The 22,617-nt window shown below is 38.2% G+C and carries 17 protein-coding genes and 1 pseudogene; 11 read left to right on the forward strand and 7 right to left on the reverse strand.

Going from position 1 to position 22,617, the window contains the following annotated elements; translation table 11 throughout:
- Nucleotides 1–323: 323 nt before the first annotated feature.
- The 4 genes from glyS to AYT27_RS02170 form a co-directional block, all read right to left on the reverse strand.
- Nucleotides 324–2,546 (reverse strand): glycine--tRNA ligase subunit beta, encoded by a 2,223-nt coding sequence (gene glyS / locus AYT27_RS02155; protein ID WP_011180349.1) that lies wholly within the window; start codon nucleotides 2,544–2,546, stop codon nucleotides 324–326.
- The gene (locus tag AYT27_RS02160; RefSeq protein ID WP_011180350.1) at nucleotides 2,539–3,492 is read right to left on the reverse strand and encodes a glycine--tRNA ligase subunit alpha; all 954 of its coding nucleotides are present in this window, start codon (nucleotides 3,490–3,492) and stop codon (nucleotides 2,539–2,541) included. Before AYT27_RS02160 ends, glyS begins: the two co-directional genes overlap by 8 nt.
- 101 nt (nucleotides 3,493–3,593) lie before the next feature.
- Entirely contained in the window at nucleotides 3,594–5,288 is a 1,695-nt protein-coding gene (locus AYT27_RS02165) for a tetratricopeptide repeat protein (RefSeq protein ID WP_011180351.1), read from the reverse strand.
- A 91-nt stretch (nucleotides 5,289–5,379) separates the two neighbouring features.
- Nucleotides 5,380–6,450: a polyprenyl synthetase family protein gene (locus AYT27_RS02170; protein ID WP_011180352.1), complete on the reverse strand. Its 1,071-nt coding sequence runs from the start codon at nucleotides 6,448–6,450 to the stop codon at nucleotides 5,380–5,382.
- A gap of 198 nt (nucleotides 6,451–6,648) precedes the next feature.
- Between AYT27_RS02170 and AYT27_RS02175 the strand changes: the two genes are divergently transcribed.
- From AYT27_RS02175 to AYT27_RS02190, 3 genes are all read left to right on the forward strand, one after another.
- Complete coding sequence (locus AYT27_RS02175) at nucleotides 6,649–7,440, forward strand: tRNA1(Val) (adenine(37)-N6)-methyltransferase (protein WP_011180353.1); 792 nt, start codon at nucleotides 6,649–6,651, stop codon at nucleotides 7,438–7,440.
- Nucleotides 7,441–7,597: 157 nt separating this feature from the next.
- The gene (locus tag AYT27_RS02180) at nucleotides 7,598–8,449 is read left to right on the forward strand and encodes a S49 family peptidase (RefSeq protein WP_011180354.1); all 852 of its coding nucleotides are present in this window, start codon (nucleotides 7,598–7,600) and stop codon (nucleotides 8,447–8,449) included.
- A gap of 258 nt (nucleotides 8,450–8,707) precedes the next feature.
- Nucleotides 8,708–9,616: a 4-(cytidine 5'-diphospho)-2-C-methyl-D-erythritol kinase gene (locus AYT27_RS02190; protein ID WP_011180355.1), complete on the forward strand. Its 909-nt coding sequence runs from the start codon at nucleotides 8,708–8,710 to the stop codon at nucleotides 9,614–9,616.
- A gap of 165 nt (nucleotides 9,617–9,781) precedes the next feature.
- On the opposite strand, the pseudogene AYT27_RS02195 reads toward AYT27_RS02190, so the two are convergent.
- Nucleotides 9,782–10,821: pseudogene (locus tag AYT27_RS02195) on the reverse strand (tyrosine-type recombinase/integrase).
- A 392-nt stretch (nucleotides 10,822–11,213) separates the two neighbouring features.
- On the opposite strand from AYT27_RS02195, the gene AYT27_RS02200 reads away from it, so the two are divergent.
- The 4 genes from AYT27_RS02200 (at nucleotide 11,214) to AYT27_RS02215 (ending at nucleotide 14,931) form a co-directional block, all read left to right on the forward strand.
- Nucleotides 11,214–11,885, forward strand: a complete 672-nt coding sequence (locus tag AYT27_RS02200; protein WP_011180356.1) for a ribonuclease HII — start codon at nucleotides 11,214–11,216, stop codon at nucleotides 11,883–11,885.
- Nucleotides 11,882–12,844 carry an L-threonylcarbamoyladenylate synthase gene (locus tag AYT27_RS02205; protein WP_011180357.1) on the forward strand — a complete coding sequence of 321 codons (963 nt, stop codon included), beginning with the start codon at nucleotides 11,882–11,884 and terminating at the stop codon, nucleotides 12,842–12,844. Before AYT27_RS02200 ends, AYT27_RS02205 begins: the two co-directional genes overlap by 4 nt.
- A 2-nt stretch (nucleotides 12,845–12,846) precedes the next feature.
- Nucleotides 12,847–14,256 (forward strand): FAD-binding oxidoreductase, encoded by a 1,410-nt coding sequence (locus tag AYT27_RS02210; protein WP_011180358.1) that lies wholly within the window; start codon nucleotides 12,847–12,849, stop codon nucleotides 14,254–14,256.
- Between the two features lie 150 nt (nucleotides 14,257–14,406).
- Nucleotides 14,407–14,931 carry a DUF6101 family protein gene (locus AYT27_RS02215; protein WP_011180359.1) on the forward strand — a complete coding sequence of 175 codons (525 nt, stop codon included), beginning with the start codon at nucleotides 14,407–14,409 and terminating at the stop codon, nucleotides 14,929–14,931.
- A gap of 597 nt (nucleotides 14,932–15,528) precedes the next feature.
- Here AYT27_RS02215 and purD read toward each other — a convergent pair.
- Complete coding sequence (purD, locus tag AYT27_RS02220) at nucleotides 15,529–16,812, reverse strand: phosphoribosylamine--glycine ligase (protein WP_011180360.1); 1,284 nt, start codon at nucleotides 16,810–16,812, stop codon at nucleotides 15,529–15,531.
- Between the two features lie 91 nt (nucleotides 16,813–16,903).
- Here purD and ubiA point away from each other — a divergent pair, with 91 nt between their 5' ends.
- Nucleotides 16,904–17,908, forward strand: coding sequence for a 4-hydroxybenzoate octaprenyltransferase (gene ubiA / locus AYT27_RS02225; protein ID WP_011180361.1), 1,005 nt, complete (start codon nucleotides 16,904–16,906; stop codon nucleotides 17,906–17,908).
- A 708-nt stretch (nucleotides 17,909–18,616) separates the two neighbouring features.
- On the opposite strand, the gene pdxH is transcribed toward ubiA, so the two are convergent.
- Nucleotides 18,617–19,240, reverse strand: coding sequence for a pyridoxamine 5'-phosphate oxidase (gene pdxH, locus AYT27_RS02235; protein WP_011180362.1), 624 nt, complete (start codon nucleotides 19,238–19,240; stop codon nucleotides 18,617–18,619).
- A 317-nt stretch (nucleotides 19,241–19,557) separates the two neighbouring features.
- Here pdxH and AYT27_RS02240 point away from each other — a divergent pair, with 317 nt between their 5' ends.
- The 3 genes from AYT27_RS02240 (at nucleotide 19,558) to aroC (ending at nucleotide 22,617) form a co-directional block, all read left to right on the forward strand.
- The gene (locus tag AYT27_RS02240) at nucleotides 19,558–20,460 is read left to right on the forward strand and encodes a DnaJ C-terminal domain-containing protein (protein ID WP_011180363.1); all 903 of its coding nucleotides are present in this window, start codon (nucleotides 19,558–19,560) and stop codon (nucleotides 20,458–20,460) included.
- Between the two features lie 110 nt (nucleotides 20,461–20,570).
- On the forward strand, nucleotides 20,571–21,389 hold the full coding sequence (gene fabI / locus AYT27_RS02245; RefSeq protein WP_011180364.1) for an enoyl-ACP reductase FabI: 819 nt from the start codon (nucleotides 20,571–20,573) through the stop codon (nucleotides 21,387–21,389).
- 127 nt (nucleotides 21,390–21,516) lie between these two features.
- Nucleotides 21,517–22,617 carry a chorismate synthase gene (aroC, locus tag AYT27_RS02250; RefSeq protein ID WP_011180365.1) on the forward strand — a complete coding sequence of 367 codons (1,101 nt, stop codon included), beginning with the start codon at nucleotides 21,517–21,519 and terminating at the stop codon, nucleotides 22,615–22,617.

Genomic DNA, 22,617 nt, shown 5'->3' on the forward strand with positions numbered 1-22,617 from the left:
GAATTCCATAAAGAAGAAGCTTTTTTACTAAATCATGAAAAGACGTGTCTGTCTGAAGTGTTTGAGTTTATTGAAGAAGCCTTCGATAAAGGGATGTTAGGATTTATTATAGTTATGAGGTGTTTTCTTGAAAAAAAGGCAAGTAAGGCTTTCTAAAATTCATGTGCATTTCAGAGACTTACTTCAATAAATCATAAATTCTTTGTAACTCTCTGTATTTGATATTCTATTTCCCTATGATAACATTCCTATTTTTTACAAATAGAATTCTTTCATTTATCTATCTTTACTCTCAAATTTTAAGGGGTAGACAGAGTCTAAATTTAGACTACAAGTTTTGAGAAATCCGCAGCTTTTTGTGTAAGAGTATGAATACGTTTGAGAAGAGCAAGACGATTCGTCCGAACATGGGGATTTTTATCGTTTACCAATACTTTCTCAAAAAATGTGTCTATAAATTTTCCCAGTGGTGTTAGCGTATTGAGTAGGTGTGGTAAATTTGTTGCATTGATAGAGTGATGAACTGTTTTCTCTATCTCAGTGATTGCTTGATAGAGTTGTTTTTCTTCTGTTTCAATAAAGAGTTCAGGGTTAATTTCATCTTCTATTGTTGAATCTTTTTGGGATTCAGCCTCAAGAATATTTACGGTACGTTTTACAGCAGCTAAAAAGCTATCTCCATCACTTGTATTGATAAAGGCGATAAGTGCTTCGACATGACGTGCAATCAGCAACAGATCGTCAGCATCTTTTTTTAAGACTGCTTCAAGAACATCATAACGAGCGCCTTCTTCTTTTAAATAGATTTTCAAACGTTCATGAAAAAAAGATAACAGATCCGATAAAATATGTTCTGTTTTTTCAGGAAGTACATTCTGCGATTGCGTAGCTTCTCTTCGAGATGTCCCATATGGAGTTTTTTGTTGTAAGAAAAGATTCGCTGTCAGATTAAATAATGGCATAAGATTGATTTTCCAGTCACGCAAAAGCACAAGCCTGATAACTCCTAATACTGCTCGTCTTAATGCATAGGGATCTTTTGAACTGCTTGGTTTTTCATTAATGAGCCAAAAACCGACGAGCATGTCAATTTTATCTGCTAGTGCAACTGCTATAGCAAGAGGCTCCTGCGGAATACGATCTGCTGGTCCTTGTGGCTTATAATGGTCTTCGATTGCTTCAGCTACGCGAGGATCTTCTCCTTGAAGAAGGGCATATTTTCGTCCCATGAGCCCCTGTAGTTCCGGAAATTCTCCAACAATTTCTGTTTGTAAATCAGCTTTTGCAAGCACTGCTGCACGCTTAGCTAAGAAAGGATCTGCGTGCACCAAAGGCGCAATTTGTTGTGCAAGAATAGTGATTCGCTCTACTCTTGCACCTTGCGTGCCTAATTTTGCATGAAAAGTCACATTTAAATGATCAAGTTGTGCCATTCTTTGATCGAGAGGTTTTTTTAAATCGAGATCAAGTTTTTTAGCAGAAGATTGCAAATATTTGATATCTGGCAAGTCATGTTGGTCTGTTTGCCAAAAATAGAGTGCATCGGAAAGACGAGCGCAGACAACTTTACTATTTCCCTTAGAAATTTCTTTGCCTTCGTCACTTGCAAGAATATTAGAAACGAGAATAAAATGATGAGAAAGTTTAATTTTTTCGCCTTGTTTGCGGGTTACGAAACACTTTTGATTGGCTCGAATGGTTAGGCGAATAATTTCTGGAGGAATATTAAGGAAAGATTTGTCAAAATTTCCCATAAGTACAACAGGCCACTCAATGAGTCCTACAACTTCTTCTAAGAGAGCATTGTCTTTAACCAATTCTAAACCGTTTGCAAAACAAAGATTTTGCGCATCAGCCAAAATAATATTCTTTCGTCTTTCGGCATCCAAAATGACTTTATGAATTTCAAGTTGGGTAACATAGTCATCAAAGCGGCGAACTTGGAGGGGTTTTCCGTCACTTAAAAAGCGATGACCATAGGTTAAATTATTGCTTTTGAGAGAACCAATTGTAAAAGGGATAACATGTGTTTCACCAATTTCTGGTCCAAAGACGCAAAGAATGTTTTGTAAAGATCGAATCCACTTCAGAGCTCCACTTTTTTCTGAATCTTTGCCCCAACGCATAGATTTTGGCCATGGAAAGTTACGAATAATATCTGGTAGAATATCAGCAATAATTTCTTCTGCACTTCGTCCTTTTTTGACGATTTTAGCGATATAAAAATCACCCTTTTTATGATCATGTGCAATGTGTGCTTTAGAAATGTCGCTCAATCCTGTTGCACGAAGAAAGCCATCAATTACGTGCTGTGGAGATTTTGTACTGGGTCCTTTGCGTTCTTCATGGGTATCTTTTGAACGTATAGAAAGACCGCGTATGTTTAATGTCAGCCGCCGAGGTGTCCAATATTCATGGGCAGCTTTATAGGTTAAACCTGCATTCACAAGTTGATCTGTCACAGATTTTTTGAGGTCTGCAGCAGCTTTTCGTTGCATACGAGCAGGGATCTCTTCGCTGAAAAGTTCAAGAAGAAGATCAGACATTAGTTTTTTCTCCGTTAGTGTGTATTTTCCCAGCTTCAGTGAGTAAGAAGGCTTCCCCACAGCGGCGTGCAAGATCACGAACGCGAAGAATATAACTCTGTCGTTCAGTCACAGAAATAACGCCACGCGCTTGTAAAAGATTAAAGATGTGGCTCGCTTTAATACATTGATCATAAGCTGGAAAAACGCATAAGTGTGAACTATTTTCTTTATTTGGTTTTCCAGCTCCAAGGAGTGCTATGCATTCGCGTTCTGCATCAATAAAATGCTGATGCAGCAATTTGGTATCAGCAAATTCGAAATTATAGTGTGAATATTCCTGCTCCGCTTGTAAAAAGATATCTCTATAACTTATTTGGTTTTCTTCCTCTAAACCATTAAAATTAAGATCATAGACGTTATCAACACCCTGGATATACATTGCTAGACGTTCCAATCCGTAGGTGATTTCTCCTGAAACAGGAACGCATTCAATGCCACAAACCTGTTGAAAATAAGTGAATTGAGAGATTTCCATCCCATCGCACCAACATTCCCATCCAAGTCCCCAAGCTCCGAGCGTTGGGCTTTCCCAATCATCTTCAACAAAGCGAATATCATGAAGCATTGTATCAAGACCGATAGCTTGTAGCGACTTAATATAAAGGTCTTGTAAATTGGGGGGAGAGGGTTTGAGAAGCACTTGGAATTGATAATAGTGCTGTAAACGGTTTGGGTTTTGACCATATCGGCCATCTGTTGGGCGTCGAGAGGGTTGGACGTAAGCCACTTTCCAAGGACGTGGTCCCAGTGAGCGAAGTGTTGTTGCCGGATGAAAAGTTCCAGCTCCGACTTCCATATCATAAGGTTGCAAAATTGCACATCCATAATGGGCCCAGTAATTTTGCAAAGTTAAAATAAGCCCCTGAAAAGAACGTGTAGGATTGAGATATTCGGGCAGTTTCACGCTTTATACTCTTTAATGTTTGATCAACAGATAGCGACCAAAGAAATTTCAGCCTCTATGACTGTCTATTGTTTCATGTGGTTGTGGTCAAGCAACATTGTTTATTGCAAACCAAATTTCAATTTTTCTTGGATTTCCTTGGAGTTTTTTGCTTCCCCATCGATTGCGTGATTCCATTGAAACATTGCTTCACGTTTACGCCCAACTCGCCAATAGACATCGCCTAAATGATCATTCAATGTTGGATCTTCAGGTTGTAACCTGACAGCATTTCCCAATATTTGAACAGCTTGATTATATTGCTTAAGCTTATAATAAGCCCACCCTAGAGAATCAAGGATATGACTATTTTGAGGTTGTAACGTAGAGGCTTTTTGCAGCATATGGAGTGATTCTTCAAGTTTTTCACCACGCTCAACAAGTGAATAGCCTAAATAATTAAGGACTTGCGGTTGGTTGGGAAAAAAATCAAGTGCTTTTCGCAGATCATTTTCTGCTTTTGACCATTGCTGTAAACGTTCAAAGGCGATTCCACGCTGATAAAAAAGCTTCCAATCATCTTGTTGAAAATTTGTTATTTGTGCAATAGCACGATCCAGAGTTTTGGTAGCTTCGGTAAATTTATTATCTTGCATATAAAGTGCAGAAAGTGTTATCAAAATGTGGCGATCATTGGGATTTTTTTTCTTTAATGAAGTGAGCAATTTGATAGCTTCACTGTGATTGTTGTTATTTGCAAGAATGAAAGCAAGCTGTAATTGTCCAACCCTATAATAAGGCGAGCTTTGTGGTAAAGAGCGGTAAAGTTTAATGGCTTGATTGAGATCATTCACTTTGGCAGAGATATTTGCCAGGTGAAACATTATTGCGTCATTTTCGGGTGATAAGATTAAAGATAACTGTGTGAAAATACGTGCAATTCGTTGTGAGTTTTTATGGTTAAGTGTTGTTCCAAAGTTATACAATACTTCGCCAGTTCCTTGCTGAGGTGTTTTAATGAGCCTTTCTAAAGAAGCACCTTTTTCAATTTTTTCTCGAATATTTTTAAATATTTCTCGTCCTGGCAGCATTTGTTCGCCGTGTTTGAGGGTCTGAAGAGCTTGAATGCGCATTTTAGAGCGCAATTGGAATGAGGCATAGGCTATGATAATATGTTCATAAGTATTAGGGGCTATAAGAGTGGCTTGTTGAGTATTGAGCGCTTGAGTGAAATATTTTTGTGCATTCTGCTTATGTCCTGCGAGATCGCACATGAGTGCAAGATGGTAGTTTATAAAAAGCTTATACCAAGCAGGTCCTTGGATTTTTTGAAGATGAGTAATTGCTTGAGATTGGTACCCAGATCCGAATGTGGCCCAAGCACCGATTAATTCAGGTATTGGATTGTTGGCAGCGGGAAGTGTTTTTAATTGCAGAAGAATCTTGGCCTTGTTGTAGTCTTTTTTGATGAGACTTTCGATCGATAACGTCAAAGAGACAAAGGGATTCGTAATGCCTTGCTTTTTCAATTTTTGGGCTTGTTTAACAGCTTCTTTAAAAGCACCTGAAAAGAGCATCGCTTCAAGCATCTCTACTTGTGTTTCAATATTTTCAGGTTTATAAGTAAGAGCCTTTTTAAAATATTTGATGGCAAGATCTGTTTTGTTCTCATGATTTGCGACCCTCCCTGCCAGGTAAGCGCCTATAAATGAGCTTGTATTGAGAGTAGTATCGATTTTGCTATAGGCGGGGGATGGTATCAGCATAATACCGGAGATAATGAGAGTAAGAAAGCCGGATACTGTTACACTGCGCATAGAGCTAATCCTTCTTAAGATAATCAATTGACTGTACTTATAAACCATATCCGGTTACTTTATTGAAAAATATTGTAATTATTGCAAATAATCAGTTTACACGGGCAATACAAAAGTCAACAGTTTCAATTAATGCATTATGAATGGGGCTTTCGCTTATTGCAGCGAGAGCATGAGTTGCGTTTTTTCCATAGCTACGCGCTTGTTCTATTGTGTCTGTGAGGCTATCATATTTTTCTATTAAGTGTTGTGCATGTGCGAAGGTTTCATCATTGCTATTGCCATTTTCAAGCGCTTGTTTCCAGAATGTTTTTTCTACGGCGTTGCTGCGGGCATATGCAAGAATAACAGGCATTGTGATTTTGCCTTCTCTAAAATCATCGCCTATATTTTTCCCCAAATATTTAGCAGTTCCACCATAGTCAAGTGCATCGTCAATCAATTGGAAGGCTAATCCTAAAAATGTTCCATATTCGCGCAATGCAAGACGCTCTTCATGTCCATAACCAGCAATAATTGGTCCAACTTCAGCGGCCGCTGAAAAAAGTGCAGCCGTTTTTGCATTGATGATTTTGAGATAATCTGAAATGCTGGTTTCTATATTTTTTGTGGCCGAAAGTTGCATAACTTCTCCCTCTGCAATAATTGCTGCAGCATTTGCTAAGACAGAGAGTGCCTCTATAGAACCAACATCGACCATCATTTTAAAAGCTTGTCCTAATAGGAAATCACCAACAAGTATGCTTGCTTGATTTCCCCAAATCATTCTTGCAGTAGATTTTCCGCGTCGTAAATTGCTTTCATCGATTACGTCATCATGTAATAAGGTTGCCGTATGCATAAATTCAACTGCTGTTGCGAGTTTTATATGTCCATCATTTTGATAACCAAACATACGAGCAGAAGCTAATGTAAGCATTGGACGCAATCGTTTTCCACCTGAAGAGATAAGATGGTTGGAAATTTCAGGAATTATTTCAACGTCTGATTTTGCCATAGAGAAGATGCATTGGTTTACGTGTTCCATATCATCTTTGGTGAGATTGACGAGGGATTGGAGAGAAATTGGATTATTTTTTATTTGATCCGATTTTATAGCAGCACGCAATATTTTTACTCCTAGAGTATTGTAATGGACATATATGAATTTTATCCATAGCATAAAGAGGGTTTTGCTTTGACTCAAGCTTTGATAGCGCATTTGAAAATGCAAGTTTTGGGTAGTATTCGCAAAGAATGTTTTTTATGCTTGGATAATCACGTTTTTATAAAATTATGGGAGAAATTAAAAGCAGTTTCATTTTAGCAAGTTTTTACAGATAAGAGTTTTGGATTATGAGGATAAATATTGGGATTTTAAATGAATAAAACAAAGAATTATAGCGATGAAACAATAGATGCGTTTCATCGTGGAAAGTTTTATTTAGTTCAACCACGTTTATGTGGTCACCGTTCTGGCATGGATGCTATGTTATTAGCGAGTTTGGTTCCCAATAATTTTAAGGGTAAGGTTGTTGATTTGGGTGCTGGTGCTGGTGCTGTGGGATTGGCGGTTGCTGCCCGTTGTTTGGATGTTCATGTTACATTGGTTGAGCGTTCGGCTTTTATGGTATCTTACGCTCAAAAAACGCTTATGTTAAAACAAAATGAGAATCTTTCTAAGCGCGTTTGCTTGTTAAAAGCAGATGTTACACTCAAAGGGAGATCTCGTTTAGAAGCAGGACTAGTGGATAATGCTTTTGATTTTGCAATTATGAATCCACCTTTTAATAATCCTGTCGATCGTAAAACACCTGATGAAAAGAAGTTTGAGGCACATGTTATGCCTGAATCAATGTTTGATGATTGGTTGCGAAGCGCAGCAGCAATTGTTAAGCCGGGTGGATATTTGGGGTTAATTGCACGTCCGCAATCATTGACCGATATCTTGTGTGCTTTGGAGGGGCGCTTTGGTAATATTTGTGTAATTCCTATTCACGCACGCACCGAAAAAGCTGCAATTCGTGTTTTATTTTATGCAAAACGAGGCAGTAGAGCGGCATTATCTCTGTTGCGCCCACTGGTTATACATGAAGATGGTTGTCATATTTTTTCACCAAAAATTGATGCAATTAATAATGGGCATATAAGTTTGTGGGAACTTTTAAAATGATATCTTGTGTTTTCCAATTTATTCTTTAAATTTGGATGAGGCTTTTATTTTTGATTATAATATGGGGTTTGATTGGTATTTTTGGGTATTGTAAGGTCCTCCCTTTCTGTTGTCCCTGCTTAATTTAATGCTCAAGAATTTATAAGGAAATTTTATTTTGGTTAATTTTATCAAAAATTTTATTCCACATCGTTTTTATTCCAGTAAAACTGAAATTCCTGTGGTACGCCTTCATGGGGCGATTATTGATTCAAGTTCATCGATAGCGCGTACACTTTCGTTAGGCAGGTGTGCAAATCTTTTAGACAAGGCTTTTGCTTATAAAAAAGCACCAGCTGTTGCAGTTATTATCAATTCTCCTGGTGGTTCTCCTGTGCAATCACGTTTGATTTTTAAACGTATCCGTGATTTGGCAGAGGAAAAAAAGAAGCAGGTTCTTATGTTTATTGAAGATATAGCGGCATCGGGTGGTTATATGATTGCTTGTGCTGGGGATGAAATTTTTGCTGATCCTTCTTCAATTGTTGGTTCCATTGGGGTTGTTTCAGCTTCTTTTGGTTTTCCTGAACTTTTGAAGAAAATTGGAATTGAACGTCGTGTATATACAGCAGGAAAAAACAAGGTTACATTGGATCCATTTCAGCCAGAGAAGAAAACGGATATTGAGCATTTGAAATCTCTGCAACTCGAAGTTCACAAAACTTTTATTGATTTGGTTAAGGAGCGGCGTGCAGAAAAGTTGTCTAATGATCCAAATATTTTTACAGGAATGTTTTGGAGCGGAAAGAAAAGCGTTGAACTTGGCCTTATAGATGGGTTGAATGATGTGCGCTCTGTTATTAAGGAGCGGTTTGGGGATGATACAAAACTTCGATTAATTATACCTCCAAAAAGTCTTTTTGGACCTAAAACTCCTTCAGGAGTTACTGCTCATGCGGTCCATACAGCAATTGATAGTGCTTTGATGGTAGCACAAGAGAGAGCGCTTTGGCAGTATTATGGCTTATAATGAGAAGAGTGATTTTATATTTGCCGAGTTTAGTTGATGATTTTGCCTAAAAGCGCTTGTTGGAAGAGAAAAGATTTAAAATGATACGAATGATGGCGATGAGTTTCATTTGTATTATAGCTTTTTTTATACTTATTGTGTGTTTAGGAAACGATTACAAAGGATATGGCATCATTTTTACCACGCAGAATCTAAATCACAAATTGGTATAAGTGGAACATTGGTAAACGATCCCCACACTGATCAATATTACGTCAGATGATATCGAATGGACAAGCTTTTTTTCAAGCGCCTTCTTATTTATTTACCCCTATTAAATTGAACTTAGCTTTGCATGTTGTAGGGCAACGCGCTGATGGTTATCATTTAATAGAAAGTTTGGTTTATTTTAGTCTCAGTGGTGATTGTTTAAGCTGCACACCTTTTGGGAGTAACCGCTTTGTTTTAACAGGTCCTTTTGCAGATGAGCTTGTTTCTGATGCAGAAAATTTGGTTGTTCGTGCACATGATTTTATGTGTAACACCTTTCCTGAATGTGCTAAACCTGCTTTTTTTCAACTTGTTAAATTATTGCCGGTTGCTTCAGGGGTTGGTGGTGGTTCGGGTAATGCTGCTGGTGTTTTGAGTCTGTTGCGTCAGCAATGGGCTCTTGATTGCTCTTGTGAAAAATTAGCGGAAATGAGTTTAGTTCTTGGCGCTGATGTACCAATGTGTCTTTTTGCATTGGAGTATCAGCAGCCACTTTTTGTTAAAGGAATTGGGCAAGATATAACACGGCTAAAAGAGGCTTGTTCTCTTGCAATGGTTTTAGTTAATCATGGTCAACAGATTGCGACAAAAACTGTTTTTAAGGCTTTAGAGAAGCGCGATCATCCACCCTTGAAAATTGATTCGGCAGCTCTAAAGACGGTTGATTCATTGGTTGAAGCTTTACAGGAAACGCGTAACGATCTTTTTGTTCCTGCCTTAAAAATTGCACCTCAACTGTCTGAGGTTTTATGTGCATTAGATGAGAGTGGAGCTCTTTTTTCTCGCATGTCCGGGACTGGTGCAACTTGTTTTGGTATTTTTAAAGATAAGCAAGCAGCGCAACAGGCTGCTCTTTTTATTAAAGCGATGTATCCAGACTGGTTTGTTAAACCTATTGTAACTTTAGCAAAGCTCTAGTTTTTTTATGTTAAGTTAAGATTTGAAAGTAAAGGTGGAATAGTGGTAACATTCCGTTTGTAAAGAACAGAGGGGCTATTATCCTAGGGGAAAATAGCAATTCAATCAATGGATTATAGTAATTGTAAGGGAGTATTGATTATATTAAATTTGTTATCTCTATTTCTAATTGTTGTGGAGCTTTTTTATTAATTCAAGGGTAAGTTTTTTTTACGATCCACGTTTTTTGTATAAAGAGGTGCCATAGTGTCATCTGTCCGGCCAAACAGCGCTTTCAAAGGTGATATCGTTGCCTGTGAGTTTGCTACGTGTGTCACTGTTCATTTTTTTAAGCAATGTGCTAATTTTTTAATTCCTGTTTGGTTGCATGCTTTATAAAATACAGCTGTCAAGCTTTCTTTAGCTAGTTTCTTACCTTCTTTTCCGCAAATGAATATTTCATCACCAATGGGAACAATTTAAAGATTTTCTACTAGTTCAGGAAAAATTGGAAGAAAGACATTTTTTTGGATTTGCTTTTCTCTGCCGTGAGATGAATGATATTATCTTTGATGTTTTTCCAACCAATACAAACAGCGTTCCCGCAACATAAGCCTGTGTAGAGAAGAAAGTCAATCCAGATGCGTTCATGAGTATCGATAGCCCATTGTTGATAATATTTCTCTCTATCTTCTTCTTCCAAACAGGGAAGCCGTCTTTGTTTTTGAGAGGTTTTTTTTCGACTCTTAAAGTTAGATTGCTTTCTAAAAGTTCTTGTTCAATTTCCCAATTAAAAACTCTATTAAGTGATTTCAGAAAATTTTGAGTAGCTGGTGGTGCTTCTTTTCGCCGTTTAATACCTATTGTAATATGTGATTCTTTTATTTCTTTGTATGAAATATTACTTTATGGTACTGGAAATTTTTATTAGAGTAAGTTCTCCTTGTATTTTCGTACTTTTAGTGAGGCTATGCCAATGGGTACTGTTAAAATATTGTTTAAGCAGCTATGCAAATGATACTTCAATAGATTTATCTTGGTTTAGGCTTAGGAGGTATAATGCTTTGTAATTCGGCAAGTGCACTTTTGTAGTTTTCAACAAACTTTCGTATTCCATAGGTTCCGTGGATTCTAATACGTTGCCCATGACCAATCCGCACATGCCATATAATTTTACCATAGTGTGTGATTTCTTTGACAAGATGAGGAGGGTGTGCTTTGGGCATGGCAACTTCATATCAATAAATTAAAAAACTTCCAATTTATCACCTCGTGATTGGATAAAAAGTTTCTTCTTTTATGGAATTCCCAGTCTATGTTTGAATCGTCCTCTGGCTTAGAAAGTGAGGTGCACAGAGCGTGAAAGGAGATAAATAAAAATTTATTTAAGATGATAATGCTATGTGACAACAGATGGATCTTCGAGTTTATATTTTTCAGATTCACGCCGTAGCATGTAAGATTCAGTGGGTAATATTTAAGAAAATTAGAGATTTCTATGAGATATTTCATGAAGGAAGTCTTTTTTTGTCTGCAAAGAGGGCAGAGTGATTTGTTTTATGTGCTATTTTTTTCTGTAGGGCTTGCGGAAAACGCATAGCAGTGCAAAAATAACTTCATGTCTCATCGTATCGATAATTTACCGAACGTATTTAATTTACCGTTTAAGCCAAATTTTGCGTGTGAATTGGATTTGCAGAAACAGGGATTCTTGTATATAGCGGGTGTTGATGAAGTTGGGCGTGGTCCTCTTGCTGGACCTGTGGTAACAGCAGCAGTTATTTTGGATAAAAACCGTATTCCGGATGGATTGAACGATTCAAAAAAACTTTCTGCCCAGAGACGTTATGAGCTTTATCATGAAATTTTGCAAAGTGCTTTAGCAATTTCAATCGCCAGTCTCTGCGCCCGTACGATTGATCAGTCTGATATTAGAAAAGCAACTTTAGAAGCAATGCGTCGCTGTATTAGAGGACTAGCAGTTCCAGCTCACTATGCACTGGTTGATGGACGCGATATTCCCTTTCAGCTACCATGTCCAGCAACTGCTTTGATTAAAGGCGATCAGCGTTCGGTTTCAATTGCGGCAGCGTCCATTATTGCTAAGGTAACGCGTGATCAGATGATGGAATGCGCGGGACAGGTTTATAAAGGCTATGGTTTAGAGAAGCATGTGGGTTATGCAACGCTAGCGCACCGTGCTGCTCTTGAAAAATATGGACCGGTTGTGGGGCTACATCGTTATAGTTTTGCACCGCTTAAAAAGCGCTACAGAGATTATATGTCATGACGATTCTGCCTTTCAATAGTGCTTCGGTAAAAGAAGCTGTTGCGCTCCTTGAACAGGGAAGATTAGTGGCACTACCGACAGAAACTGTCTACGGATTGGCTGGTGATGCAACCAATGGAAATGCTATCGCTTCTATTTTTTTGACAAAGAGGCGGCCGAAATTTAATCCTCTTATTGCTCATGTAAGCAGTATTTTTATGGCGGAACGCTATGTTGAAATTGATTTTCTTTCACGTCATTTAATGGAAGTATTTTGGCCAGGGCCTTTGACATTCGTTCTCCCTTTAAAGGCACAGCATAATATCCATCCTTTAACCACTTCTGGTCTGAATACATTGGCGGTTCGTTTTCCAGATAGTTTTTTTGCGGAAGTTGTAAAATGTTTTGGTCGACCTCTCGCTGCTCCTAGTGCAAATCAATCAGGACACCTTAGTCCTACTTCAGCTGAGGCTGTTTGGGCATCTTTAGGAGAATCTGTTCCTTTGATACTTGACGGAGGTTTTTCTAAAATAGGGCTTGAATCAACGATTATTAAGGTTTCTGATGAGAATATTTATCTTTTGCGTCCTGGGGGGATTGCTGCTGAAGATATTGAAGAAGTTGCTGGAAAGTCTTTGAAGCGAATAGATCAGCGAGCTGCGATTGAGGCACCAGGCATGTTAAAATCGCATTATGCGCCCAATGCTGCGGTTCGTTTGAATGTCCAAAAGGTAGAACATGGTGAAGCACTTTTAGCATTTGGCATAAAACGCATTATGGGGGTTGAAAATGCCGTTTCTGTCTTAAATCTTAGCGAGAGTGGACAGTTAGAAGAGGCAGCTTTTCATTTATTTCAATACATGAGGCAATTGGATTCACTCAAGGTGAGATCTATTGCAGTAGAACCTATTCCATCTTACGGATTGGGTGAGGCTATTAATGATCGCCTCATACGTGCAGCAGCTCCAAAGGGAAAATGAAAATGGAGCGTGAGTTAATTGAAAGATTTAGAAAAATTGTTGGTGCTGCGCATGCTATAACAGATCAGGCTCTTATTGCACCCTATTTGCTTGAAGAGCGTGGACTTTTTCATGGAAGAACACCGTTGCTTTTACGTCCGGCTTCTACAGTGGAAGTTTCATCAATTATGAAATTGGCTAGTCAGACACGTACACCAATTGTACCCCAGGGTGGAAATACAGGTCTTGTCGGCGGGCAGCAGCCAGATAAAAATGGGTGCAGCGTTCTTTTATCCATGGAACGATTGAACAAGATTAGGTGTATTAATCTTGAGGGTGATTTTGCTGTGGTGGAGGCTGGTGTCATTTTACAGACTTTACAGAAAAAAGTAGATGAATCGGGACGTTTTTTTCCTCTTTCTTTGGCTTCGGAAGGTTCATGCCAGATAGGGGGAAATCTTTCCTCTAATGCTGGTGGCACAGCTGTTTTAGCTTATGGCAATATGCGTGAGCTTTGTCTTGGTTTAGAGGTTGTTTTACCTGATGGCCGTATTTTAGAGGATTTGCGTTTTGTAAAGAAAGACAATAGCGGTTATGATTTGAAAAACCTTTTCATTGGTGCGGAAGGCACGTTAGGTGTTATAACAGCAGCGGTTTTAAAGCTTTTTCCAAAGATCAAAGGAAAAGCTGTTGCTTTTGTCGGCTTACACAGTCCAGGTAAGGCTCTTGAGTTTTTATCTCTTGCGCAATGCCAGGGGGGAGGAATGTTGACTGGTTTTGAGCTTATGGGAAAACTGAGCTTGCAAATGGCTTTGAAGTATAAGATGTGCGAGAGGCATCTTTTTGAACATGAGCATGAATGGTATGTGTTACTTAATATTTCATCATTGCAGGGTAATGATGAGGCATTATCGGTTCTAAGTACTATTTTGGAACAGTCTTTAAAGGATGCTGTAATAGAAGATGCAATTATTGCGCAATCATTAAAGCAACAAGATTTTTTTTGGAAATTGCGTGAAAGTATATCATATGCACAAAAATTAGCGGGAGGATCTATTAAGCACGACATTGCTGTGCCTCTTGCTTCCATTCCTGACTTTATTTCTGAGGCAGCTCTTATTGTTGAAGATATTGCTCCAGGTGCACGGGTGGTTTGTTTTGGACACATGGGCGATGGAAATCTGCATTATAATGTTACACAACCCGTTGGATCTGATACTGCAACATTTTTGCAATTATGGTCACCAATGAATCACCGTATTCACGGTTTAGTGATGCGCTATCAGGGCACATTTTCTGCAGAGCATGGAATTGGTCAGCTTAAGCGTGAGGAGCTTCGCACTTTTAAATCACCTGTTGCATTAGACATTATGCAAAAGATTAAGAAAACGCTCGACCCTTTAGGGATTATGAACCCTGGAAAAATATTATAGTTCAAGAGTGATGAATTTTGTCATGTATTTTTGTTTAGATTTCAATAACCAAAAAAGAAACCAGTTGTTTTTTATTCAATCTTTTAATAATCCGATGATAAAAAGCTGTTAGAGGATATATATTGTTAAGAATAAATTGGGACATTGTATATGGCTAATCAATGCTTTAATCAGGCAAAAGCGGTGCTTGAATTTCGATTAGATCCGTGCCATTTGCCACAAACAACGACATATTTTTCATCAAAAACGGGCAATCAAATGATTTGTTCGTTAAGTGAGCGCGGCGTTTTTTTTAAAACGGATACTTTTTCAAGTTTATCACGTTTAGTGCCATCTTATCAATTCAAAGGAATTGCGGCGCGTACTGTAATAACCCTTTCAGGAGAAAAAGCTGTCGCATTAGAGTTGCTGCATGCAAATGAGGAATCTTGTGTCCCGCTTTTAGTTTCTAGAGATTTGAATAATGTTCTTCTAGATTGGCGATTATGGGCGGATACTTATAGTCTTCCAATGCTTATGATTAATGAAGATAATCGTCTCGTGGTGGTTAAAGATCGTTCTGATTTACGTCGATTTTTTTCTACGACATTGCATTTTAGAAAAAAGCGCTTTTTACTCCGTTATCGCAATCCGTTGGGTTTACGTTTAATGATCGCGAATCAGGTTGCACTATAGCAAATATTAATATGCCTTTTTTTTTCACTATTATGCCACTAGATTCGTTGAGTTTTGCTATATTCTGTATTTTTTATTGACTGTAGAGGAGATTTTTATTCCAAAGAGAGCTTTGTTGCAGGTTTCAACAGCTTTCAACGCTTCTTCTATTATCATTAGAATACCAATATCTTTTTCTTTTAGCCGCTAAGCTATTGGCTTTCATGACAATGGGAGCATTTTCTCGACGAATATAGACTCTGCTTTTGTAGCATCCTTCAAGTATTAAATAGGGTTTTTAAGTGAAAAAAAATCATAGCTTTGCTTTTCTCTCTAAAAAGGCAATGATAATATATAATGCTTATTTTCGAGCTTGATGTAAAAAGTGATGGGAAAATGAATCTGAAAGAAAAACAGTAGTAACAGTAATCACAAAGATTGCGATCACCATTTTATACTCATAAAGTTTTCTTGTTTTCTCTGTTTTGTAATGGGCATATTTTGTTTTTAAGAAGAAAATTCAATATTTTTTCCAAAATCATGAGTCATACAGAATATATAGCAGATTTATGCTCCATGATCTCTAGGTGAAATTATCGAATTATCAAAAAAGAATATTCAAAGGATTGAATTTTCTCGCGCAACAGCTCGCCATCCAATATCGCGGCGTACAAAGCCTTCTGGCCAGTCAATAAAATCAACAGCTTCATAAGCGCGTTTTTGTGCCTGCAGAATAGTTTCTCCTGTCGCTGTTATATTTAAAACACGTCCACCATTGGCAATGAGTTCTCCATTGTGTAATACTGTAGCGGCTTGAAAAACTTTCACATCAGGAAGAGCGTTCACCTTATCAACATTACGGATAACAGTGCCTTTTTGAGGAGAGTCTGGATAACCTTTCGCAGCCATAACAACGGTTAAAGCAGTTTTTTTAGACCATTGAAGAGAGGTGTTTTCAAGATTTCCTCGCGCTGCTGCAAGCAGAATCGGGAGAATATCATTCTGTAGACGCATCATTAAAACTTGGCATTCTGGATCACCGAATCGTACATTAAATTCAATTAATTCGGGTCCTTTTTTCGTTATCATCAATCCAACGAAGAGAATACCTTTAAAGGGAGATCCCATTTGATTCAAGCTATGTAGAACCGGTTCAACAATTTCGTTGAGGGTACGATTAACCATTTCTTGGGTCATGATGGGAGCTGGTGAATAAGCTCCCATGCCGCCGGTATTTGCTCCAGTATCACCATCACCGACACGTTTGTGATCTTGAGCAGATCCAAAAGGTATAGCAATTTTACCATCACAAAGGCAGAAAAAGCTTGCTTCTTCACCTTCAAGAAAGGATTCTACAACAATTTTGTTTCCTGCATCACCAAAAGCACTTTTGAAGCAGGCATCAACAGCGTTAAATGCCTCTTCCATTGTCATAGCAACGACAACACCTTTTCCAGCAGCTAAGCCATCGGCTTTAATGACAATGGGAACACCTTGTTGACGAATGTAGGCTTTAGCTTTTTCAGCATCATTAAAACATTGGTAAGTTCCTGTAGGAATGTTATTCTTACGGCATAAATCCTTTGTAAAAGCTTTTGAACCTTCTAGCTGAGCAGCTTTTTGAGTAGGTCCGAATACACAGATATTAGCGTTATTAAGAGAGTCTGTTATACCCGCAACCAGTGGTGCTTCTGGTCCAACAATCACAAGGTCAATAGAATGTGTTTTGCAAAAATCAATAACAAGATGGTGGTCATTAATGTCCAAATCAATATTTTCACCCAATTCTATGGTTGCAGGATTTCCAGGAGCGCAATATAATTTTGTAAGCATTGGAGATGCTGCTATTTTCCATGCCAAAGCATGTTCCCGTCCGCCTGAGCCGATAAGAAGAATGTTCATTACTTACTCCTAATACAGAAGATGATGAAATCAGTTTTCTTGTCATAAGAGTGAAATGCTTCTATCGCAAGACTAAAGGTGAAGCCATTTGATGAAAAAAAGTAAAAATATTACACATATTCAATCTTGTGAAAATCAGGGACGAGTTATGGATGCCTCCTCCAAACAGTGGGTTTATCATTTTCTTCCTTGCTCTTTGTGGTTTTATGCTCAATTGGCACGTTGGGATCGGCCTATCGGATGGCAGTTGTTGATGTGGCCTTGTTTCTGGTCAACAACGATGGCTTTTCTTTCTCATGAAATGCAGAGAGTACCTCTTTTACCAATGTTAATGAATTGGTTGTGGTATCTCTTTCTTTTTTTTCTGGGTTCTATAGCTATGCGGGGTGCAGGATGTACTTGGAACGATCTTATTGATCATAAAATTGATTCTCAGGTAGAGAGAACACGTTCTCGTCCATTGCCGACAGGACATGTGAGTCGATTTCAGGCAAAAGTTTTTATATTAGTGCAATGTTTGGTTGGTTTAGGCGTCTTATCGCAATTTAATAGGTTTAGTTTTTTTCTGGGTATTTCGTCATTGGTAGCGGTTGCATTGTATCCTTTTATGAAACGGGTAACATATTGGCCGCAGTTTTTTTTAGGTGTTGCATTTAATTGGGGAGCATTAATGGGGTGGGCAGGGATATGTGGAAGTTTGAGTTGGGCACCAATTTTACTGTATGTGGGATCAATCTTATGGACGATAGGGTATGATACAATTTACGCGCATCAAGATAAAGAGGATGATGCTACCGTTGGTGTACTTTCCACAGCGCTTCTCTTTGGTAAAGGTACCAAGTGTGCTCTGGTATGTTTGTATAGTGGTTTTTTGGTATTCGTCAGTTTAGCGTTTTATTTGGCGCAAGTCCCTCTCATTAGTTTTTTTGGACTTTTTGTGGCAAGTATCCATATGTTTATTCAAATTAAAGTTATTGATATAGATGACAGTTCACAATGCCTAAAGCTCTTCAAATCGAATTCGTTTATTGGTTTTGTGATTTTTGTTGGTTTAGTATGCGGTGGTATAGGGAGGATATTTTATCCTATAGTTTAGCAAGACAAGATAATAAATTATCTGTTCTGTGATGCTAAACGTGAAGGGAATGAAGAGCTAAAAATGCTGTTATTAATTTTTAAATTTTTTATTTCAGCCTTAAAATTCTTCCCATATGAATAAAATTATCGTCTTGTTGCATTCTGGAAAAAGCTAAAAAAAGGCTCAAGATGGGATGTTCAATTAACCACTCTGTCCTTAATTCAAGCTGCTTATTTTTAATCACCTTATCTAGTTTTATTGAACTAAAACATTTACTTGGATAAGCTTTATAATTGTAATCTCTCTTCAAGCGATACAATTGGCGAAAGATTATTATCACATAAACTTTGCATAAAGGATGTATTTCTTCGATTTAAATTGAAATCAATGATTCGTTCTTATTTTTGCAAAAAAAATCGTTTTATCATTATGAAAAAAGCTGAATTATAAAGATAATTTATCATTTTGCAACTTGAATGAGAGAACTTAAAATCATAAGGTTTTTTTATTTCAATGTTTATGTTGAATCAATTAAAATCATTCCCTTGCATGTCATAAGTAGAATTAGCGTATGGATAAAAACTATTAAGGGAGGAGTAAAAATGCCTTTAATGAACCGTCTAAATGCAAGGGTTGTAGCAACATTAGGAGTTGGCAAATAGTATGATGGTTTTGTTTTTCTCCTTTATAAGAAAACAAAGTTTTCATTCTTTAAAGCTTGAAGGATTAGGGATAGAGCTTTTGCCTTTTCCAATCGACATGTTCAACAGAATCGCGTGTAAAAAGTAGGCGATCATGTAAACGGAATGGGCGATCACACCAAAATTCAATAGAAAGAGGCTTAACACGGAAACCGGACCAATAAGGTGGGCGTGGGATATTGCCTACTGCATAACGCGTAGTATATCGGGCAATGGCTTTTTCTAGGACAAAACGGCTTTCTAATGGTTGAGATTGTTTAGAAGCCCATGCACCGATTCTGCTGTCACGTGGTCGCGATTGGAAATAGGCATCCGCTTCCTGAGGAGTGACTTTTTCAACAATTCCTCGAATTCTAACCTGACGGCGGAGTGATTTCCAATGAAAAACTAAGGATGCTTTCATTGATTTTAAAATTTCTTGTCCTTTAGGGCTTTCATAGTTGGTATAGAAGACAAAACCTTGGGGACTGAAGTCTTTAAGAAGAACCATACGAACATTCGGGAAGCCTGTTTTATCAACTGTCGCTAACGCCATAGCGTTAGGATCGTTTATTTCGCTCACTGTTGCTTCTTCAAGCCATTTTGCGAAGAGCGCAAAAGGTTTTTGCATTTGCATAAAGTCATTGTCTGTTTGTACGGTGTTGCCCATATTATCTCCGAATATTAACGAGAAAGCGTGAGGCTTAGGGTTTAATTTATTTTATCATTGAAAATTAAAGAGCTATTTTTCTCTTTCAAAAATACCTTTCCGTTATATTTTTAGTATCTTAATTATTTTCTCTTTAGCATAGAATATAAGCGCTATAGTAAAAAAGTATCTATTTTATCTAGTATTTTAGTTGCTTTATAGACATATAAAGAGAGAGAGAAATATTATTATCTAGAAGTGACTAATGAAGCTGTGAGGGATATTGAATAACGTATCAGTTGATGTTTTAAAAATGAAAAGATTGAAAAGAGGGTAATATGCGTGATCCCTATACGATTTTGGGTGTGGCCCGTACTGCAAAACCGCAAGAAATTAAATCAGCATTCAGAAAATTAGCAAAGAAGTATCATCCAGATCACAATGTGGATGATGCAAAGGCTAAAGAAAAGTTTTCTGAAATTAATCAAGCTTATGAAATTATAGGCAATAAAGATAAAAAAGCACAATTTGATCGTGGTGAAATTGATATGGAGGGAAAACCGCTTTATCAAACCTACGGTGCTGGTGAAAATTTTAGCAATAGACACAATCCTTTTTCAGGAGGAGCAAAAGGATTTAATTTTGGTTCTTCAGGTGGTGCAGGTTTTGACCCGAACGATATTTTTCGCGATCTGTTTGGCAGAGGAGGGGGCTTTTCAAATTCTGCACACTATAATCGCCCCCAACAGGGTGCTCATATTCGTGCCAATCTTACGGTAACATTAGAGCAGATGGTTGGAGTAGAAAAGGTGGAAGCCGTTTTTCCTAGTGGGAAAAAGTTAAAAATTAAGCTTCCAGACTATGTTGAAGATGGGCAAACTATTCGTTTAAAAGGTCAGGGAGAAGAGGTGGCTTATGGCCAAGCAGGAGATGCATTAGTAACCATTCATATTCAAAAACATCCTCGTTTGCGCGTTGAAGGAAGGGCTCTCCATCTTGATTTACCAGTTCCCCTTAGACATGCTGTTTTAGGAGCAAAAGAAGAAGTTGAAACTTTGGAGGGGCGTGTAGTGTTAACGATACCTGCTTGGTCAAGTTCTGATCGTGTTTTACGGCTGAAAGGAAAAGGACTTCGTTTAAAAAATGGCAACAGAGACGATCTTTATGTGCATGTTCGTATCATGTTGCCGGAAGGAGGAGATTCTGCATTAGAACAGTTTTTGCAAATGCAAAAAGGATAATTTTTGAGATATATTTGTTTGATTTTAAAGCAATTGCTTGAAGAAAAAGTTGACCTATGTCATAGGCAGAGAGATAATTATTAATTTCAAGTAGCAACAGGGCAATGCTAATGGCTAAGGGTAATGGTTTATTGTATGGCAAGCGTGGTTTAATTTTGGGATTAGCCAATAATCGTTCTATCGCTTGGGGAATAGCTAAAACAGCAAGTAGCGCGGGTGCAGAGCTTGCTTTTACCTATCAAGGTGAGGCGATGAAAAAGCGTGTTGAGCCTTTGGCTGAAGAAGTAAAGGGTTTTGTTTGTGGTCATTGTGATGTTTCTGATAGTGCATCCATTGATGCGGTTTTTAACACAATAGAGAAGAAATGGGGCAAGCTCGATTTTTTAGTTCATGCTATTGGTTTTTCTGATAAAGAGGAACTAAGCGGTCGTTATGTCGATATAAGCGAATCGAATTTTATGATGACCATGAATATTTCTGTTTATTCCTTAACAGCTTTGACGAAGCGTGCAGAGAAATTGATGTCGGATGGTGGGTCAATTTTAACGCTGACTTATTATGGTGCGGAAAAGGTTGTTCCCAACTATAACGTGATGGGAGTTGCAAAAGCAGCTCTTGAAGCGAGCGTGAAATATCTGGCAGTGGATTTAGGTCCTAAACATATTCGTGTGAATGCTATATCTGCTGGGCCAATCAAAACCTTAGCTGCTTCTGGCATTGGTGATTTCCGTTATATTTTAAAATGGAATGAATATAATGCTCCTTTACGTCGTACGGTGACAATCGAAGAGGTAGGTGATTCTGCTCTTTATTTGCTTTCGGATTTGTCTCGTTCTGTTACCGGTGAAGTGCATCATGTGGATTCAGGTTATAACATCATAGGTATGAAAGCTGTTGATGCACCAGATATTTCCGTCGTTAAAGAATAAAGTTTTATGAGACGGCGGTGATTTAACCGAATTTAAAACGGTCAAGGATACTTTAAAATAGAGACTGTTTTGCAGAGTTTAATATATGTTCTAGCTGCATATATGACAGAGAAACGAGTCATTTTTCATGTCACATAATACATTTGGTCATCTATTTCGTGTAACAACATGGGGTGAAAGTCATGGTGAGGCTCTTGGTTGTGTCATTGATGGTTGTCCTCCAGGCATTACTTTTACTCTTTCAGATATTCAATCTTATCTTAATAAACGTAAACCGGGACAATCCAAATACACGACGCAGCGCCGTGAGTTGGATCAAGTAGAGATACTTTCAGGAGTTATTGTTCAAGACGATGGGATAACATTTGTGACAACAGGAACACCAATTTCCCTGTTGATTCGAAATATGGATCAGCGTTCTAAGGATTATAGCGCAATAGTTCATCAGTATCGTCCAGGGCATGCAGATTATACGTATGATGTTAAGTATGGCATTCGTGATTTTCGAGGTGGCGGACGTGCTTCAGCACGTGAGACGGCAGCACGTGTTGCAGCAGGTGCTGTTGCTCGTAAAATTATTCCTGGTGTGATTGTACGGGGAGCTGTGATAGCAATTGGTCCTCATACGATTAATCGCAATCGTTGGAACTGGTCAGAGGTTGATAACAATCCTTTTTTTACGCCTGATGCAGAGATGGTACAGGTTTTTAGTGATTATATCGATAAGGTTCATAAAAATGGTTCATCTGTTGGTGCTGTTGTCGAGATTGTTGCAGAAAATATTCCAGCAGGTTTGGGAGCACCTATTTACGCAAAACTTGATCAGGATATCGCATCATTACTTATGTCGATTAATGCGGTGAAAGGTGTCGAAATAGGTGATGGTTTTGCAGCAGCACGCTTGACGGGGGAAGAAAATGCAGATGAAATGCGGATGGGGAGTGATGGAAAACCGCTCTTTTTATCCAATCATGCTGGTGGTATTGTAGGCGGAATATCGAGTGGACAGCCGATTATTGCACGTTTTGCAGTAAAGCCTACTTCATCAATTTTGATTCCTCGTCGTTCAATTGATGTTGATGGTAATGATGTAAATGTTATAACGAAGGGGCGTCATGATCCATGTGTTGGGATTCGTGCTGTTCCTGTTGGTGAAGCAATGGTAGCTTGTGCTCTTGCGGATCATTATCTCAGGCATCGCGGCCAGGTAGGGTGCTTCAAAAGGTGA

This window comes from Bartonella henselae str. Houston-1 (assembly GCF_000046705.1).
Lineage (GTDB): Bacteria > Pseudomonadota > Alphaproteobacteria > Rhizobiales > Rhizobiaceae > Bartonella > Bartonella henselae.